Raw genomic sequence first — 18,570 nt, 5'->3', positions numbered from 1 at the left:
GGTGCGCGACGTGTCGCGGCGGGACGTGCGAACAGGGGGAAGGCTGCGTCGGTCACGGCGACCCGCCGAAGAGCGCGCCCACCCAGGAGACGAGGTCGTCGACGCGGGCGCCGACGAGGCCGAACAGGGTCTGTCCCGCGGCCGTGGACGCGAGCGCCACACCCAGGGCGAACAGGCCCGCGAGGACGAGCAGCGTGAGCTGGAGGTTCGAGATCCGGTGCTGGTACAGCTGGGACACGCCCTTGGCGTCGACGAGCTTGCCGCCGACCCGCAGCCGGGTGAGGAACGTGCTCGCCATCCCGGAGCGTCCCTTGTCGAGGAACTCGACGAGGGTGGCGTGCGTGCCGACGGCGACGATGAGCTCGGCGCCCTTGTCGTCGGCCAGCAGCATCGCGACGTCCTCGCTCGTGCCCGTCGCCGGGAACACCACGTGCGGGACCCCGAGCTGCTCGACGCGCGCGATGCCCGGCGCACGTCCGTCGCGGTAGGCGTGGACGACCACCTCCGCGCCGCACCGCAGCGCACGGTCGGAGACCGAGTCCATGTCGCCGACGATCATGTCGGGGCGCCACCCCGCGTCGAGGATCGCGTCCGCGCCGCCGTCCACGCCGATGAGCACCGGCCGGTACTCCCGGATGTACGGGCGCAGCGTGACGAGGTCCTCCTTGTAGTGGTACCCGCGCACGACGATGAGGACCTGACGCCCGTCGATCCGGGTGTCGATGTCCGGCACGCCGACACCGTCGAGGAGCAGCTCACGCTCGCGCCGCAGGTAGTCCATCGTGTTCGCGGCGAACGACTCGAGCTGGACCGACAGTCCTTCGCGGGCCTCGGCCATCGCCGCGGCGACGCTCTCGGCCGTCTGCGCGACACCCTCGGCGACGAGCCTCTCGCCCTCGTAGACCGCCCCGTCGACGACGCGCAGCACGTGGCCCTCGGTCAGTGCCATGACGTCGGGCCCGAGGTCGTCGACGAGCGGGATCCCGGCGTCCACGAGGATCTCGGGGCCCAGGTTCGGGTACCTGCCCGACGTCGAGCGTGCGGAATTGAGGACGGCGGCCGGTCGGCACGCGACCAGTGCCTCGGCCGACACCCGGTCGAGATCGAGGTGGTCGATCACGGCGATGTCGCCGGGCTTCAACCGCTTCGTCAGGCCCTTGGTACGGGGGTCGACACGGGCAGGCCCGACGACCTCGGCGTCATCGGTCGCGGGCGTGCGGCGGCGCAGGGAGACTCTCATCGGGACTCATCGTCCCACGGACTGGGCCAACAGCTCCGCCGCGTGGGCACGAGCCGTGGCCGAGTCGTCCTGACCCGACAGCATCCGGGCGAGCTCGCGCACCCGGTCCTCGCCGCGCACCTCGCGGACGTCGGACTCGGTGACGACGTCCACACCACCCGCGACGGACTTCGTGACGACCAGGTGCCGGTCGGCGCACGCGGCGACCTGGGCCAGGTGCGTGACGACCAGGACCTGCGTGCCGCGCGCCAGGCGCGCCAGCCGCTCCCCGACCTGGGTGGCCGCCCGCCCGCCGACACCGGCATCGACCTCGTCGAAGACGAACGTGCCGGGTGTCGCTGCGCCCGAGCCGTCGGCGGTGGCCAGCGCGACCTCCAGCGCGAGCATCACACGCGACAGCTCACCACCGGACGCCCCCTTGCCGAGCGGGCGCGCGGGCGCGCCCGCGTGCGGGACGAGGAGCATCTCGACGCTGTCGGCTCCGTGGGGACCCGGCTCGTCGGCGGGACGCACGACCACCTCGAGGTGCGCACCGGCCATGGCGAGGCTCGCGAGCTCGTCGGTGACGGCCGCCGCAAGCCGCGCGGCCGCGTCGGTGCGGGTCGCGGTGATCGTGCCGGCCAGCCCGCGCAACCGCTCGTCGAGCGCCTCGCGCCTGGCCGTGAGCTCGGTGACGCGCTCCTGCCCCCCGTCGAGGTCGAGCAGCCGGTCCGATGCTCCCTGCGCCCACTCGAGGACCGCGGCGACGTCCTCGCCGTAGCTGCGCGTCAGACCGGTGAGCTCGGCGCGGCGTCGCTGCACGGCGTCGAGCCGCGCCGGGTCCGCCTGCAGGTCCTGCACATAGGAGGACAGCTCCGTCGCGAGGTCCGCCAGCAGGTACCCCGCCTCCGCGGCTCGGACCGCGAGATCGGCGAGTGCGCGGTCGTGGTGGCCGGCCTGCTCGAGCGACCGGCGTGCCTCCTCGACGAGCACGACCGCCGCGGCGCCGACGTCGGCGGCGTCCTCGTCACCCACGAGTGCGACGTGCGCACCGGCGGCCGCGGAGCGCAGGTCCTCGGCGTTCCCGAGACGCTCCGCCTCGGCGGCGAGCTGCAGGTCCTCGCCCGGCTGTGGCGCGACCCGTTCCACCTCCGCCAGGCCGAGCCGGAGCAGCTCCGCCTCGCGAGCGCGCTCACGCGCTCGCGCGACGCGGTCCTCGAGCTCGGCCTGCACGCGCGCGCGCTCCGACCAGGTCGCCGCGTGCTCCGTGAGCACGGCGGCGTGCGCCGGTCCCGCGAAGGCGTCCAGCGCGGCACGCTGCCGTGCCGCCGAGCGCAGCCGCATCTGATCGGCCTGCCCGTGTACGGTCACGAGCTCCTCGGCGATCTCCGCCAGCAGCCCCTGGGGGACGGACCGGCCGCCGAGGTACGCACGCGAGCGTCCCGGTGAGTCGGGCGTCCCGGCGCTGACCGTCCGCAGCACGACGAGCGTGCCGTCGTCGTCGACCTCGGCACCGGCGTCGCGGGCGCGCTCGAGTGCCGGCGAACCGGGCGCGAGCAGCACCCGACCCTCGACCGCGGCAGCCGTCGAGCCGGTCCGCACGGTCGCCGGGTCGGCGCGTCCACCCAGCAGCAGGCCCAGCGCCGTGAGGACCATCGTCTTGCCGGCACCCGTCTCGCCCGTGAGGACCGTCAGCCCGGGACCCAGGCGGACGTGCGCCCGGCCGATGACGCCGAGGTCGTCGATCCTGATCTCGTCGATCACCGCGCACCCTCCTCGTCCCGGTGCGCGCCGCGCCAACCGACGACCGGCAGGTCGAACTTCTGCACCAGCCGGGTGGTGAAGGGCGCCGGGTTGAGCCGCGCGAAACGCACGGGGACGTCGCTGACGCTCACCTCGATCCGGGTGCCACGCGCGACCGGGACCTGCCGGCGGCCGTCGCACGTCACCACGGCGGTCGAGGGCGAGCGCTCGAGGATCTCCACCGCGAGGACGCTGCTCGGGCCCATGACGAGCGGCCGCGCGAACAGGGTGTGCGCCGCGAGCGGCACGAGGACCATGCCGCGCACGTCCGGCCACACCACGGGACCGCCGGCGGAGAACGCGTGCGCCGTGGACCCGGTCGCGGACGCGGCGACCAGTCCGTCGCAGCCGAACGACGACAGCGGGCGGCCGTCGACCTCGATGACGACCTCGATCATCCGTGCGGGGTCGGTCTTCTCGAGCGCGGCCTCGTTCAGGGCCCAGCATCCGCGCACCGAGCCGTCGGCGTCGACGACCCGGACGTCGAGGGTGGAGCGCTCCTCGACGTCGTAGTCGCCGTCCGCCAGCCGTCGCACGGCCGTCGCCACGTCGGCCGGCTCGATCTCGGCCAGGAAGCCGACGTGCCCGAGGTTGACGCCCAGCAGGGGCACGTCGGTGCCACGCGTGAGCTCCGCCGCCCGCAGGATGGTGCCGTCCCCTCCGAGAACGACCGCCAGCTCGAACGGCGGCAGCTCGTCGTGGGTCGTCTCCTGCGACGCCGTCACCGTCTCGACGCCCGCCTCACGCAGCGCGCGCAGCACGGCGTCGGTGGCGTCCAGCGCCTCGGGTCGCCCGCTGTGCCGGACGACCAGCGCCCGCCGCGTCACAGCGTCCTCCCGCCGGCTGCCGCGCCACGCACGGCGGACGTCACCGCGGCGTCGACGTCGACGCCAGGGACGGTCGGCACCGCGCCCGGCGCCAGCACCCACAGCACGAACTCGACGTTGCCGTGCGTGCCGGGCAGCGTGCTCGGACGCACGTCGCGGACGGTGGCACCCAACGCCGCCGCACGGTCGCACACCCCGGTCAGCGCAGCCCGCCACAGGCCGGGGTCACGCACCACGCCATCGGCGCCCAGACGCTCCCGCCCGACCTCGAACTGCGGCTTGACGAGCAGCAGGAGGTCCGCACCGGGACGCGACACGGCGATCAGCGGCTCCAGGACGAGCGTCAACGAGATGAACGACAGGTCCGCGACGACGACGTCGGGGACCGGGACGACGTCGCCGGCCCGCAGGTCACGGACGTTGACGTGCTCACGCACCTCCACGCGCGGGTCGTCCCGGAGCCGGGCGACGAGCTGGCCGTGGCCCACGTCCACCGCGACGACGCGCTGCGCGCCGCGACGCAGCAGCACGTCGGTGAACCCGCCCGTGCTCGCGCCGGCGTCGAGACACGTGCTCCCCGCGATCCGGGGACCGTCGCCGCCGTACGCGTCCAGAGCGTCCGCGAGCTTGTGCGCAGCCCGGGACGCGTACCCGAGGTCGTCGGGGCTGGGGTCGACGCGGATCTCCTGGGCGTCGTCGACCTGACTGGCGGGCCTGCGGACGGCCGCCCCGTCCACGTGGACGCGTCCCGCGGCGAGCAGGTCGGCGGCGTGCCGGCGCGACCGTGCCAGACCTCGCCGCACGAGCTCGGAGTCGAGCCGGGCAGTCGTCATCGTGGCCGTCATCCCTCGGCGTCCGCCAGCCGGTCCTGCAGCGCGCCGTGCACGTCCTCGAACGTGGCGACCTGCGTCCGCAGGTCCTGGAGCTCGACCTCGCCAAGGAGTCGCAGCGCCTCGTCCACGGCGTCGTCACCGGTCAGCGGGGCGGCGCCGACCGACGCGGCCCCCTGCTCACCGACGCGCAGGTCGGACGGCAGCGGCCGTGCGCCGTCGGACGTCGGAGCCGCACCGACCTGGTCGGTGCTCCGCTCGGGCTCGCTCACGTCACGTCCTTCCTTCGACCTGCGCATCGTGCGTCTCGCCGGACCGGCGCGCGTCCACGCTACCTGCCACGGGCGACGTGGGTGGCGCGCCGCCCACAGGCAGGCCCGTACGTCAACGGAGCAGCTCGGGCACCGTCGCCGGGTCCGGGCCGTCGCCCTGGTCGACCGCGTCCCACGCGGCGGCGCACGCCGCCCGGACCAGGTCGACAGGGTCGGCGGGCGCCCCCTGGAGCTCGAGCGCTCCCGCGTCGACGCGCGCGGCCGCACCGCGGCACGTCCACCACCCGCCGTCGCGCACGGGGACCGGGTGCGGCACGAGCAGTGCCCGCAGATCCTGCCCGAGGTAGTGCGGCCGTTCGCCGGGCAGCGCCAGCACAGCGTCGCGCGCGGTGCTCACGCCCGTGAGGACGTGCAGTCCCGGGATGTCACCGGCGCGTGCGCCCGCCAGGTCGGTGTCCAGGCGGTCACCGACGACCAGCGGGCGCGTCGCGCCCGCACGGGCCACGGCGAGCCGGTACATGGTGGGCGACGGCTTGCCGGCACTCGCCGGCTCGACGCCGGTGGCAGCGCGCACCGCCCCGACCAGGGCGCCGTTGCCAGGAGCGAAGCCCCGGGCGGTCGGCAGGCTCAGGTCGAGGTTGGACGCGACGTGCCAGGCGCCGCGCTGGACGGCGTACGCCGCCTCCGCGAGCTGTGTCCACCCGACCTCGGCCGCGTACCCCTGGACGACCGCGACCGGCGCGTCGTCCGCGGACAGCACGACCCGGTACCCCTTGGCCGCGACCGCGGTGTGCAGGCCGGCGCCGCCCACGACCAGCACGGGCTCCCCTGCGGGGACGCGCGTCGCGAGCAGCTCCGCTGCGGCCTGCGCCGCCGTCATGACCTCAGCGGCCTGCGTCGGGATGTCGAGGCCGCTCAGCTGCTCGGCGACCGCCTCCGGCTCCCGTGACGCGTTGTTGGTGACGAAGACCAGGCGCATGCCCGCCGCACGGGCACCCGCCAGGCCCTCAGCGGCGCCGTCGATCGGGTCGTGCCCCCGGTAGGCGACACCGTCCAGGTCGACGAGCGCCAGGTCGTACCGCGTCGCGAGAGCCTCGTCGCTGCCCAGCAGCCCGGCTGTGCTCACCGAGCGTCCTCGTCCGACGCGGCACCGTCGGAGTCCGACGCCGCAGCGTCCGACACGGCAGAGTCCGACACGGCAGAGTCCGACACGGCATCCTCGACATCCGACACGGCAGCTGCGTGCGCCGCGACAAGTCCGGCGCCCGCAGCGTCGGGCCGCTCGTCGGGCGTCTCGTGGTCGCTGTCGACGTCTCCCGTCAGGTCCGCGCCGTCAGCGGGCTCCGCGTCCTCGTCCTCGTCCTCCGTGAGGTCGTAGACGACGACGTCCTCGTGCTCGGGCGTGTTGCCGGCCGCCTCGTCGAGCACGTCCTGGGAGTACGCGGCGAGCTCGGCCGTCGCCTCGTCGGGACGCCCCGCCGCCTCGAGCGCAGCGGCCCGCGCCTGCGCGACCCGGGCCGCGACGAGGCCGCGAGCGGCCTTCACGACCGGACCGGAGAGCGCCGCGATGGCCGCTTCGGGCTGGCCGAGGTCCAGACGAGCGCCACTGACGACGATCGCCAGCTCGATCTGGCCCTCCGGGTCGAGCGTCGCCGCCTCCGGCTCCTGCGAGAGCGCGATGGCCCGCTCGGGCCGCCCGAGACCACGCTCGGCGTCGGCCATGATCGGGAGGTGCTCGGACGAGCCGTTGAGTCGCCGGACGGTGCGCAGCTCGCGGAGTGCCTCCGCGTAACGACCCGTGCGATACGCCGCCAGACCTGCGGCCTCACGCACCACGTCGACGCGTCCGGCCCTGCGGACGGCCGCCTGCGCGTGCTCGTACGCCGCCTCGGCGTCCTCGTCCAGCAACCGGCCGACCATGACCAGGTGGCGACCGACGCGCTCGGCGTTGTCCTTGCTCAGTGTGCGCAGGCGTCCGCGCACGTCACGGTCGAGCAGTGAGAACGTCACGTCGTCAGGCACAGCAGGGTCCGGCACGCGCGTCTCGCGGTCGTCGCGGTACGTGTCCGTCCCGCCCTCGTGCGAGGGCCGACGCGCACCGGTGTACTCGGGGCGTGCGCCAGGACCGGACGTCCGGTCGGTGCTCCCCCACGCGGGCCGGCCGCCGTCACCGGCGGCGCGTGCGGTTCCTGCATCGGGACGCCCGCTCTCGCGACGGGCCCCAATGCCGGGACGCTCCGACCGACCGGCACCGCCGCGCTCCGGACGACCGGCATCGCGGTACGACGAGCCTGAGGACGAGGGCCGTCCGCCAGCGTCACGGCCGCCGTTGCCGTACGACGACCCGCCACCGGCAGGACGACCACCGCCACCGAACGAACGCTCACCACCAGCCGGACGGCCACCCTCACCGAACGAACGCGCGGCGCCGCCCGCCGGACGGCCACCGTCGCGATACGACGAGGCGCCACCCGCGGGGCGGCCACCATCACGGTACGAGCCGCCACCACCGGCAGGACGACCACGGTCACCGAACGAGCCGCCACCACCAGCAGGACGACCACGGTCACCGAACGAGCCGCCACCACCAGCAGGACGACCACGGTCACCGAACGAGCCGCCACCACCAGCAGGACGACCACGGTCACCGAACGAGCCGCCACCACCAGCAGGACGACCACGGTCACCGAACGAGCCGCCACCACCAGCAGGACGACCACGGTCACCGAACGACCCGCCACCACCAGCAGGACGACCACGGTCACCGTACGACCCGCCACCACCAGCAGGACGACCACGGTCACCGAACGAGCCGCCACCGCTCGTGGGGCGTCCACCGCCACCGAAGGAACGCGCATCCCCTCCCGGAGCACGGCCGCCGTCACGGTACGACGACCCACCACCAGCAGGACGACCACCACGGACGGGACGGTCCCCGCCCTGGAAGGCACGATCCCCACCACCGCGACCTGATGCACCCGCGGAGAACCCGCCGGCCGGCGGACGACCTGTGCCACCCGTCGACGGGCGCGCGCCACCGGACCAGCTGCCGGACGGGCGCGTGCCACGTCCACCTTCGGTCCGCGACGCGGAACCGCCGCCCTCACGCCGGTCAGGATTCCAGTCGCGCCGCTCACCGCTCGCGCCACGGTCGGACGCCGCCCCGTACCCGCCGGACCCGCGCACGGGACCGCGTGCTGCACCGGGGCGCGACGCTCCGCGGGCGCCGTCGTCATACCGACGCTCACCTGCACCGCCGCGCGCGTCACGGCGCTCGCCCGACCACGCGCCAGGGCTGCGGTCCTGTCGCGGCCCCCTCACGCCGCTTGACCCAGCGCTCGTGGGGCGAAGCCCGCCTCCGCGCGGACCCTCGGGCTCGCCGCGTCGCGCGGGCGCCCCGTCACGAGGCTGCGAACCGTACGGCCGCGCTCCGCGGTCGTCGCGCTGCGTGCCGCCACCGCGACCGGACGCAAAGCTCCCGCGCGGCGCGTCGCCCCCACGACCGGACGCAAAGCCTCCGCGCTGGGCGTCGCCACCGCTCGAACGACCAGCACCTGCACCGCGGGGCGCCCCGCGACTACCACCGCGCGCGCCACCACCGGAACCGCTGCTGTACGGCTTCCTGGCGCCGGCGTCACGACCACGGAAGCCGCCCCCTCCCTCGCGGGGACTGCCACTCCTGCGCGGTCGGTCCTGGTCACCTGAGCCCGTGGGCGCGTCGCTGTTCATCTGTACTCCTCGATCGATCGTCTACCCACCATGGTCCCACCGTCTCGACCACTCGCTGCACCAGCGCCGAGGCCCGTTCCGCGTTCCGCGGCGGGCGGGCTGTGCCGGGTCCTCATACGCACGTACTCCGTGCGCTGTCCATGCATCATCAACGGTTCGGAGGACGACGAAAGGCCCACCCCGTGAGGGGTGGGCCTTTCGTGAATGATTGTCCGGCGGCGTCCTACTCTCCCACACCCTGGCGGGTGCAGTACCATCGGCGCTGAAGGGCTTAGCTTCCGGGTTCGGAATGGGACCGGGCGTTTCCCCTTCGCTATGACCGCCGTAACACTGTCGAGTTGTCAACGGAATACTCCCGCTGGTTTCTCGGGAACCGCACAGTGGACGCGTAGCAATGAATGAAGTTAGTCAAGTTGTCGGCTTATTAGTACCGGTCAGCTGCGGCAGTCGTTAGTCCTGCCTTCCACGTCCGGCCTATCTACCCAGTGGTCTAGCTGGGAGCCTCTCACCCCGAAGGGCGTGGAAACCTCATCTTGAAGCAGGCTTCCCGCTTAGATGCTTTCAGCGGTTATCCCTTCCGAACGTAGCCAACCAGCCGTGCTCCTGGCGGAACAACTGGCACACCAGAGGTTCGTCCGTCCCGGTCCTCTCGTACTAGGGACAGCCCTTCTCAAGTTTCCTGCGCGCGCAGCGGATAGGGACCGAACTGTCTCACGACGTTCTAAACCCAGCTCGCGTACCGCTTTAATGGGCGAACAGCCCAACCCTTGGGACCTACTCCAGCCCCAGGATGCGACGAGCCGACATCGAGGTGCCAAACCATGCCGTCGATATGGACTCTTGGGCAAGATCAGCCTGTTATCCCCGGGTACCTTTTATCCGTTGAGCGACGGCGCTTCCACAAGCCACCGCCGGATCACTAGTTCCGACTTTCGTCCCTGCTCGACCTGTCAGTCTCACAGTCAAGCTCCCTTGTGCACTTGCACTCGCCACCTGATTGCCAACCAGGCTGAGGGAACCTTTGAGCGCCTCCGTTACATTTTAGGAGGCAACCGCCCCAGTTAAACTACCCACCAGGCACTGTCCCTGATCCGGATTACGGACCGAGGTTAGATATCCAGAGCGACCAGAGTGGTATTTCAACGTTGACTCCACCGACACTGGCGTGCCGGCTTCACAGTCTCCCACCTATCCTACACAAGCCGCACCGAACACCAATACCAAGCTATAGTAAAGGTCCCGGGGTCTTTCCGTCCTGCTGCGCGTAACGAGCATCTTTACTCGTAGTGCAATTTCGCCGAGTTCGCGGTTGAGACAGCGGAGAAGTCGTTACGCCATTCGTGCAGGTCGGAACTTACCCGACAAGGAATTTCGCTACCTTAGGATGGTTATAGTTACCACCGCCGTTTACTGGGGCTTAAATTCTGAGCTTCGCACTTGCGTGCTGACCCGTCCTCTTAACCTTCCAGCACCGGGCAGGCGTCAGTCCGTATACATCGTCTTGCGACTTCGCACGGACCTGTGTTTTTAGTAAACAGTCGCTTCTCCCTGGTCTCTGCGGCCCTCCACGCTTCCCCGGGCATGCCGGTTCACGCTTGAGGCCCCCCTTCTCCCGAAGTTACGGGGGCATTTTGCCGAGTTCCTTAACCACGATTCTCTCGATCGCCTTGGTATTCTCTACCTGACCACCTGAGTCGGTTTGGGGTACGGGCGGCTAGAACCTCGCGTCGAGGCTTTTCTTGGCAGCATAGGATCACCCATTTCCCGCATACGCGGTACCCGTCGGCTCTCAGGCTTCACGAGGTGCGGATTTACCTACACCTCACCCTACGACCTTGGACGTGGACTACCATCGCCACGCTGGGCTACCTTCCTGCGTCACCCCTGTTAATACGCTTACCTACTACCGGTTCGGGTCCCGTGCTCCCCCGCCTCGGTGTCCCGAAGGACGATGAGACAGGCTCGGACGGTTAGCATCACCAGGCTCGGTATGGGCGGTTCTTCGCCGGTACGGGAATATCAACCCGTTGTCCATCGACTACGCCTGTCGGCCTCGCCTTAGGTCCCGACTTACCCAGGGCGGATTAGCCTGGCCCTGGAACCCTTGGTCATTCGGCGGACGGGTTTCTCACCCGTCATTCGCTACTCATGCCTGCATTCTCACTCGTGCCGGCTCCACCGCTGGGTCACCCCGCGGCTTCACTGCCGGCACGACGCTCCCCTACCCATCCACACGACTGAACCACGAAGGCTTGTCACTTGTGTGAATGCCACAGCTTCGGCGGTGTGCTTGAGCCCCGCTACATTGTCGGCGCGGAATCACTTGACCAGTGAGCTATTACGCACTCTTTCAAGGGTGGCTGCTTCTAAGCCAACCTCCTGGTTGTCTGTGCAACTCCACATCCTTTCCCACTTAGCACACGCTTTGGGGCCTTAGCTGGTGGTCTGGGCTGTTTCCCTCTCGACTACGGAGCTTATCCCCCGCAGTCTCACTGCCACGCTCTGGCTTACCGGCATTCGGAGTTTGGCTAACGTCAGTAACCTGTTGGGGCCCATCGGCTATCCAGTAGCTCTACCTCCGGCAAGAAACGCGTGACGCTGCACCTAAATGCATTTCGGGGAGAACCAGCTATCACGAAGTTTGATTGGCCTTTCACCCCTAACCACAGGTCATCCCCCAGGTTTTCAACCCTGGTTTCGGGCCTCCACGCGGTCTTACCCGCGCTTCACCCTGCCCATGGCTAGATCACTTCGCTTCGGGTCTAGAGCACGCGACTACGGTCGCCCTATTCGGACTCGCTTTCGCTACGGCTTCCCCACACGGGTTAACCTCGCCACGTACCACTAACTCGCAGGCTCATTCTTCAAAAGGCACGCCGTCACCCCTGCTAGGGAGGCTCCGACGGATTGTATGCACACGGTTTCAGGTACTATTTCACTCCCCCCCGGGGTACTTTTCACCTTTCCCTCACGGTACTTGTCCGCTATCGGTCACCAGGTAGTATTTAGGCTTACACAGTGGTCTGTGCAGATTCACTCCGGGTTTCTCGGGCCCGGAGCTACTTGGGATCCCCTTCGGGAGGCCGCGTCATTTCGTCTACGGGGGTAACACCCTCTGTGCCGGGCCTTTCAAGACCCTTCGACTATAACGCGGCTTTATGACTCCCTGCGAAGGCGGCAGCCCTCACTGAAAGGTCCCACAACCCCGAACGCGCAACGCCTGCCGGCTATCACACGCGCTCGGTTTGGCCTGATCCGCTTTCGCTCGCCACTACTCACGGAATATCTCTTCCTGCCGGTACTGAGATGTTTCACTTCCCGGCGTTCCCTCCACACACCCTATATATTCAGGTGCGGGTCACACGACATGACTCGTGCGGGGTTTCCCCATTCGGAAATCCTCGGATCACGGTTCGTTTGCCAACTCCCCGAGGCTTATCGCAGGCTACTACGTCCTTCTTCGGCTCCTGGTGCCAAGGCATCCACCCTGTGCACTTAAAAACTTGACCACAAAAGATCATTCAAAGATGCTCGCGTCCACTGTGCAGTTCTCAAGCAACCAACGGTCACCACCCGGCATCCCAGCGCCTACCTGCCACCACCACCCCCCGAAGAGGACACCAGCGACAAGCGGTTCGACCGGACCAGACGGCCCCGACCAAGGCAACACCCCAACGGGCTGTTCCCTCAGGACCCAACAGCGTGCCAAGCCGACCCGTGACGAACCAGCGACTCTCCGTTCCCTCCCCACAGCAAGCTGCAGGCGTACTTGGAAGCCACCGACCCAACGAGCCGGCCAGTAGTCGATGTTCCACCCGTGAGCACCACCCCCCGCACGATCGGCGAGGGCATGGGCCTGGACACCAGCACCACCCCATGACGAGGCGACCTGCTGCCAGATGCTCCTTAGAAAGGAGGTGATCCAGCCGCACCTTCCGGTACGGCTACCTTGTTACGACTTAGTCCTAATCGCCAGTCCCACCTTCGACGACTCCCCCCAAAAGGTTGGGCCATCGGCTTCGGGTGTTACCGACTTTCATGACTTGACGGGCGGTGTGTACAAGGCCCGGGAACGTATTCACCGCAGCGTTGCTGATCTGCGATTACTAGCGACTCCGACTTCATGGGGTCGAGTTGCAGACCCCAATCCGAACTGAGACCGGCTTTTTGGGATTCGCTCCACCTCGCGGTATCGCAGCCCTTTGTACCGGCCATTGTAGCATGCGTGAAGCCCAAGACATAAGGGGCATGATGATTTGACGTCATCCCCACCTTCCTCCGAGTTGACCCCGGCAGTCTCCCATGAGTCCCCGGCATAACCCGCTGGCAACATGGGACGAGGGTTGCGCTCGTTGCGGGACTTAACCCAACATCTCACGACACGAGCTGACGACAACCATGCACCACCTGTACACCGACCTTGCGGGGCGCACATCTCTGCACGTTTCCGGTGTATGTCAAGCCTTGGTAAGGTTCTTCGCGTTGCATCGAATTAATCCGCATGCTCCGCCGCTTGTGCGGGCCCCCGTCAATTTCTTTGAGTTTTAGCCTTGCGGCCGTACTCCCCAGGCGGGGCACTTAATGCGTTTGCTGCGGCACGGAATCCGTGGAATGGACCCCACACCTAGTGCCCAACGTTTACGGCATGGACTACCAGGGTATCTAATCCTGTTCGCTCCCCATGCTTTCGCTCCTCAGCGTCAGTTGCGGCCCAGTGACCTGCCTTCGCCATCGGTGTTCCTCCTGATATCTGCGCATTCCACCGCTACACCAGGAATTCCAGTCACCCCTACCGCACTCTAGTCTGCCCGTACCCACTGCAAGCCCCAGGTTGAGCCTGAGGTTTTCACAGCAGACGCGACAAACCGCCTACGAGCTCTTTACGCCCAATAATTCCGGACAACGCTTGCGCCCTACGTATTACCGCGGCTGCTGGCACGTAGTTAGCCGGCGCTTCTTCTGCAGGTACCGTCACTCTCGCTTCTTCCCTGCTGAAAGCGGTTTACAACCCGAAGGCCGTCATCCCGCACGCGGCGTCGCTGCATCAGGCTTTCGCCCATTGTGCAATATTCCCCACTGCTGCCTCCCGTAGGAGTCTGGGCCGTGTCTCAGTCCCAGTGTGGCCGGTCGCCCTCTCAGGCCGGCTACCCGTCGTCGCCTTGGTAGGCCATTACCCCACCAACAAGCTGATAGGCCGCGAGCCCATCCCCCACCGATAAATCTTTCCAGACGCTACAGATGCCCGTGCGTCTCGTATCCGGTATTAGACCTCGTTTCCAAGGCTTATCCCAGAGTGAAGGGTAGGTTGCTCACGTGTTACTCACCCGTTCGCCACTGATCCCCCCAGCAAGCTGGGGTTCACCGTTCGACTTGCATGTGTTAAGCACGCCGCCAGCGTTCGTCCTGAGCCAGAATCAAACTCTCCGTGAATGTCAAACAGCCACCCACCAACCCGAAGGCCAGCGAGCAACAGACACACAAAGAACCCCCCCGAAGAGGGGCATCAACTGGCATCATCCCAAACCAGACCCACGGGGTGGACCTGATCCAGGCTCGACGCCAAAAATATGGCATCGACTACTTGGCACACTGTTGAGTTCTCAAGGAACAGACGCGCATCCTCTTCGGCGTTTCCGCTTTCCGCAGGAGGCTTGTTCGTGTTCTAATCTAGCAGGCTTTCTCGGTGTCTCTGACCACCGTGGTGGCCGTTGATCTCTCCGGATCGCCGCCGCATGACTGTACCCGACCCTGTGAGCTTCGGGCTTCACCATGCGGCGCGGATCTTCCGATCCCCGCCGCATGACTCTACCCGACGCTCTGAGCGCCGAGGTTCACCATGCGGGTAGTGCCCTGCTCCGCGGGACCGACCATCGAGCGGGGCTCGGTGTCCGTTCCTCCCTGCTGGGCGGGCTCGAAGAACATTACGCGACTGCCGGCCGGAGGGCAAACCCGTGGGCGCGTGACGCCGGTCACCGCGCGGTCGGGCCCGTCGCGACGCCGGCCAGGCACCTCGAAGCGGTCCCCCGGACGTGCCGAGGGCCCTCCGGACACGTGCCAGGGAGGGCCCTCGGTGGTAGCGCGTCGTCGGTCAGTCGGACCGCGTGCCCGCCTGCGCGTCGACGACGGCGAGCGTCCGCTTGCCACGCCGCAGTACGGCCCACCTGCCGTGCAGCAGGTCCTCTGCCGCGAGGGTCGCGTCCTCCCCTGCGACCCGCACGTTGTTCACCGACGCACCGCCCTCGCCGATGGCGCGACGCGCTGCCGCCTTGCTGGCGACCACACCGGTGGCGGCGAACAGGTCGACCAGCAGGTCCCCGGGCCGGCCGGGTGCGCTCGGCAGCTCCGCGACCGCGGCGCCGAGCGTCGCCTCGTCCAGTGCGTCGAGCGCTCCCCTGCCGAAGAGCGCCTGGCTGGCGGCGACCACCGCGTCGGCGACGTCGGCGCCGTGGACCAGCGCGGTGACGTCGTACGCGAGCGCCCGCTGCGCCTCCCGCGCCGCCGGCCGTGCGGCCACCGCCTGCTCGAGCTCGGCGATCTCCTCACGCGTGCGGAACGTGAAGACCTTGAGGTACCCGGCGACGTCGGCATCGTCCGCGTTGAGCCAGAACTGGTAGAAGGCGTACGGCGTCGTCATCTCCGGGTCGAGCCACACGGTCCCCGACTCGGTCTTGCCGAACTTCGTGCCGTCGGCCTTGGTGATGAGCGGCGTCGTCAGGGCGTGGACCGCGGTGCCCTCGACCTTGCGGACCAGCTCCACGCCGGAGAGCAGGTTGCCCCACTGGTCGTTCCCGCCGGTCTGCAGGCGCACGCCGTGCCGCCGGAAGAGCTCGAGGTAGTCCATGCCCTGCAGGATCTGGTAGCTGAACTCGGTGAAGCTGATGCCCTGATCGCTGTGCAGGCGGCGCGCGACCGTGTCCTTGGCGAGCATCGTGCCGAGGCGGTAGTGCTTGCCCACGTCGCGCAGGAAGTCGATCGCCGACAGGCCGGACGTCCAGTCGAGGTTGTTGACCATGGTCGCGGCGTTCGCGCCGTCGAACCGCAGCAGCGGCGCGATCTGCCCCCGGATCCGCTCCACCCAGCCGGCCACCAGGTCCGGCGAGTTCAGCGTCCGCTCCCCCGTCATCTTCGGGTCGCCGATGAGCCCCGTGGCGCCACCGACGAGGGCGAACGGCCGGTGCCCTGCGTCCTGCAGGCGCCGGACCGTCAGGATCTGCACGAGGTTCCCGATGTGCAGGCTCGGCGCGGTCGGGTCGAACCCGCAGTACAGCGCGAGCGGACCCGCGGCCAGCTCGGCGCGGAGCGCGTCGAGGTCGGTGTGCTGCGCGAGGAGCCCGCGCCAGGCGAGCTCGTCGAGGATGTCGTTCACGATCGTCTCCAGTTCGGGTGCCGGCCCGCCCGGTGGCGGGGTACGGCGGGTGGTCGTCGCAGGCCGCGCGTCCGCGCGGCACGACGCTGGTCGTGCTCGGGTCGGTGTCAGGCCGACGTCGTCGCCCCGGGGGCGTCTGCCGACGTCGGCGACCGATACGCAGGGCGATAGGCGGAGACGGTCCGCTCGCCGGTGAGCCACAGGCGCCAGGGGTGGAGCGCGCCGTCACCACCGGCACCGGAGACGCCGACGCGCGGGCCGGTGGCCACCGGGGGCTGGATCGTGCGCGGGTCCCGCCTGCGGACGTGGACGCGACCGTCGATCTCGGTGAGGTCCGCGCCGTTCGCCTCGAGGTCGAGCCCCAGGGCGACCGCGAGGCGCGCCGGGCCACGCGCGAGCTGCCGCACGCTGTCGACCACGCCCGCGCGCTCGCGCCGCGCCCAGGCCAGGTCGGCGCCCTCGACGACCTCACCGGCACGCAGCAGGACGGCGGACGCCCGGCCGGTGACCTCGGTGACGACGTTGACGCAGTGGTGCAGACCGAGATGGCGGTACACGTACAGCCGGCCGGGCTCGCCGAACATCGCGGCGTTGCGTCCGGTCCGCCCGCGGTACGCGTGGGACCCCGGGTCGTCCTCGCCGCCGTACGCCTCGACCTCGGTGAGGCGCACGGTCACGCGGCCCTCGTCGCTGCGTGTCGTGACGAACGCGCCGAGCAGGTCCCGGGCGACGGCCAGCGCAGAGCGCGCGTACCAGGTGTGAGCGGGCACCGCCGTCGGGCCGGGGACGAGTCCGTCGTCCGACCGGCCCGTCGAGGACTCCGCGGGATGCACGGGCTCATCATGCCAAACCAGGCCCGGACGGGCTCGGGGTGTCCGCGTCAGGTGTCCCCGCGACCACCCGACCCGCCGCGTCGAGCCACAGATCGGCGCGCTCCCGTGTCCTCTCGCGCGCGAAGTGGGCGCGCTCGTCCGCCATCCAGGACGTCCAGTGGGCGCGCGCGGCATCCCCGTCGCGGGCGAGCCCCCGCTCGAGACGCAGCGCGTCGGGCGCCTCGACCCACACCCGCAACGAGGCGACGGCGTCCACGTCACGACGCGCGGACCCGCACCCCTCCAGCAGGAGCACGTCTTCGACGGGGACGTCGACCCACTGCGTGAAGCGTCCCGCCGCCCAGTCGTACCGCTGGAAGCGACCCGCTCGACCGTGGCGCAACGGCTCGAGCACCTGGGCCGACACGCGGGGCCACAGCGTGCCCTCGAGCCCGTGCCAGCCGTCGTAGAGGTCGTCCAGGTGCACGACCGTGACGCCGACGTCACGACGGAGCAGGTGCTCCCGGACGCTCTCCGCGGTCGTCGTCTTGCCCGAGCCGGCGGGTCCGTCGATGCAGACGAGCCGCACCGGTCCCAGGCGGGGCCGCTCACGCAGCGCACGCTCCGCCACGGCCTTCGCGCCGGGCGCGCCACCGGGCCGGGGCACGACGGACCTCACGGTGCCGACTGCGCGCGCTGCTCCTGCGCCCAGGCCGCCCACCGCTCCAGGTCGTCGCGGTAGGTGTCGGCGATCTCGTTCTCGAGCTGCGTCTCGACCTCTGCGCGCGTGGTGCGGTACCCGACCTCGTCGCGGCACGTCGCGTCGGCGACCGCGAGCGCCGTCTCGGCGGACTGCAGCTCGACGAGCGCGTCGGGGATCCTGGTCCGCACGACGTCGTAGTCGGTCACGCCGAGCGACGAGCCGGTCGCGTCGGCGTAGCGCGACTGCCACTCGTCCAACAGCCGTGTCGCGACGAGGCTCAGCGCGTCCATCGGCTCGGAGAGACCCGGGTAGCCCGCCTCCTCCATGCAGCCTGCCCACCGTGCGGTGGCGTCGAGGACGAGCGGGTCGGACTGCACCTGCTCGTACATGTCCCGCACCGCGAGCTTGACGTCGCGCAGGTCGGCCGGGCCCACGAAGCCGTCGGGCGCGCCCCGCTCCCCCGCCAGAGCGGCACAGCCGCTGGGCACGTACTTGGGCACGTACTCGCCCTCGCCGTCCCACGGCTCCCCGTGCAGCGCGAGCTCGTACTCCGCGGCGGCCGCGGGTGACAACGACGCGACGTACGCGCGGTTCAGACGCTGCCCCTCGCTATCGGCCGGCTGGTGCCAGAGGTTCGGGACCTGACCCTCCTCCACCTCGATGGTCTCGCCGTAGCCGTAGCGCTCGGCGAACGCGACCGTGCCGATGCCCTCCGGCTCCACCGACCCGCCCGTGCCGGCGGCCTCGTCGGGGTGGTACTCGAAGCCCGCCGCGTGCATGCAGGCCGCGGTCTCCTCCTCGACCTGCCGGACCCACGCGGGCTGGACCGTCGGGTCCGCGTCCATGCCCAGGATGACGTCCAGCATGCCGTCGAGCTCGCTGGCCGGCGCCGGCGCCGGCTCCGACGGGCCCGAGCACGCGACCAGGAGGACGAGCCCCGCGAGCCCCCCCAGGGCGCCTGCGGCACCTCGACCGTGCACGACCTCACCGTCCTCACCGCAGCGGCGCG

12 protein-coding genes and 3 rRNA genes are annotated in these 18,570 nt (G+C 69.7%); all 15 read right to left on the bottom strand.

Annotation, left to right across the window (positions count from 1 at the left end; genetic code table 11):
* Positions 1–52 precede the first annotated feature (52 nt).
* The 15 genes from steA to NP048_RS08185 all read right to left on the bottom strand — a co-directional run bounded on the left by steA (position 53) and on the right by NP048_RS08185 (position 18,541).
* Complete coding sequence (gene steA / locus NP048_RS08255; RefSeq protein ID WP_227578520.1) at positions 53–1,240, bottom strand: putative cytokinetic ring protein SteA; 1,188 nt, start codon at positions 1,238–1,240, stop codon at positions 53–55.
* 6 nt (positions 1,241–1,246) lie between these two features.
* Complete coding sequence (gene recN, locus NP048_RS08250) at positions 1,247–2,983, bottom strand: DNA repair protein RecN (protein WP_227578519.1); 1,737 nt, start codon at positions 2,981–2,983, stop codon at positions 1,247–1,249.
* The gene (locus NP048_RS08245) at positions 2,980–3,849 is read right to left on the bottom strand and encodes an NAD kinase (protein ID WP_227578518.1); all 870 of its coding nucleotides are present in this window, start codon (positions 3,847–3,849) and stop codon (positions 2,980–2,982) included. Before NP048_RS08245 ends, recN begins: the two co-directional genes overlap by 4 nt.
* Positions 3,846–4,682, bottom strand: a complete 837-nt coding sequence (locus NP048_RS08240) for a TlyA family RNA methyltransferase (protein WP_227578517.1) — start codon at positions 4,680–4,682, stop codon at positions 3,846–3,848. Before NP048_RS08240 ends, NP048_RS08245 begins: the two co-directional genes overlap by 4 nt.
* An 8-nt stretch (positions 4,683–4,690) precedes the next feature.
* Entirely contained in the window at positions 4,691–4,951 is a 261-nt protein-coding gene (locus tag NP048_RS08235) for a hypothetical protein (protein ID WP_227578516.1), read from the bottom strand.
* A 112-nt stretch (positions 4,952–5,063) separates the two neighbouring features.
* Positions 5,064–6,077, bottom strand: coding sequence for an HAD-IIA family hydrolase (locus NP048_RS08230; RefSeq protein WP_227578515.1), 1,014 nt, complete (start codon positions 6,075–6,077; stop codon positions 5,064–5,066).
* Positions 6,074–6,973 (bottom strand): hypothetical protein, encoded by a 900-nt coding sequence (locus NP048_RS08225; RefSeq protein WP_227578514.1) that lies wholly within the window; start codon positions 6,971–6,973, stop codon positions 6,074–6,076. The genes NP048_RS08230 and NP048_RS08225 overlap by 4 nt, the downstream gene beginning before the upstream one ends.
* Positions 6,958–8,100, bottom strand: coding sequence for a hypothetical protein (locus NP048_RS08220; RefSeq protein WP_256769463.1), 1,143 nt, complete (start codon positions 8,098–8,100; stop codon positions 6,958–6,960). Before NP048_RS08220 ends, NP048_RS08225 begins: the two co-directional genes overlap by 16 nt.
* A 790-nt stretch (positions 8,101–8,890) precedes the next feature.
* Positions 8,891–9,007 (bottom strand): 5S ribosomal RNA (gene rrf, locus NP048_RS08215).
* Positions 9,008–9,084: 77 nt separating this feature from the next.
* Positions 9,085–12,189, bottom strand: a 23S ribosomal RNA gene (locus tag NP048_RS08210).
* Positions 12,190–12,590: 401 nt separating this feature from the next.
* Positions 12,591–14,110, bottom strand: a 16S ribosomal RNA gene (locus NP048_RS08205).
* Together the 16S, 23S and 5S rRNA genes form the textbook arrangement of a ribosomal RNA operon.
* 658 nt (positions 14,111–14,768) lie before the next feature.
* The gene (tyrS, locus tag NP048_RS08200) at positions 14,769–16,046 is read right to left on the bottom strand and encodes a tyrosine--tRNA ligase (protein WP_227577703.1); all 1,278 of its coding nucleotides are present in this window, start codon (positions 16,044–16,046) and stop codon (positions 14,769–14,771) included.
* 107 nt (positions 16,047–16,153) lie between these two features.
* The gene (locus NP048_RS08195; protein WP_227577702.1) at positions 16,154–16,879 is read right to left on the bottom strand and encodes a DNA-3-methyladenine glycosylase; all 726 of its coding nucleotides are present in this window, start codon (positions 16,877–16,879) and stop codon (positions 16,154–16,156) included.
* A gap of 7 nt (positions 16,880–16,886) precedes the next feature.
* The gene (locus NP048_RS08190) at positions 16,887–17,537 is read right to left on the bottom strand and encodes a uridine kinase family protein (RefSeq protein WP_227577701.1); all 651 of its coding nucleotides are present in this window, start codon (positions 17,535–17,537) and stop codon (positions 16,887–16,889) included.
* Entirely contained in the window at positions 17,534–18,541 is a 1,008-nt protein-coding gene (locus NP048_RS08185) for a hypothetical protein (protein ID WP_227577700.1), read from the bottom strand. The genes NP048_RS08190 and NP048_RS08185 overlap by 4 nt, the downstream gene beginning before the upstream one ends.
* Positions 18,542–18,570 lie beyond the last annotated feature (29 nt).

The sequence above is a fragment of the Cellulomonas xiejunii genome (assembly GCF_024508315.1).
In the GTDB taxonomy this organism is placed as follows: domain Bacteria; phylum Actinomycetota; class Actinomycetes; order Actinomycetales; family Cellulomonadaceae; genus Cellulomonas; species Cellulomonas xiejunii.
This window is presented reverse-complemented; position numbering and strand designations above follow the sequence as displayed.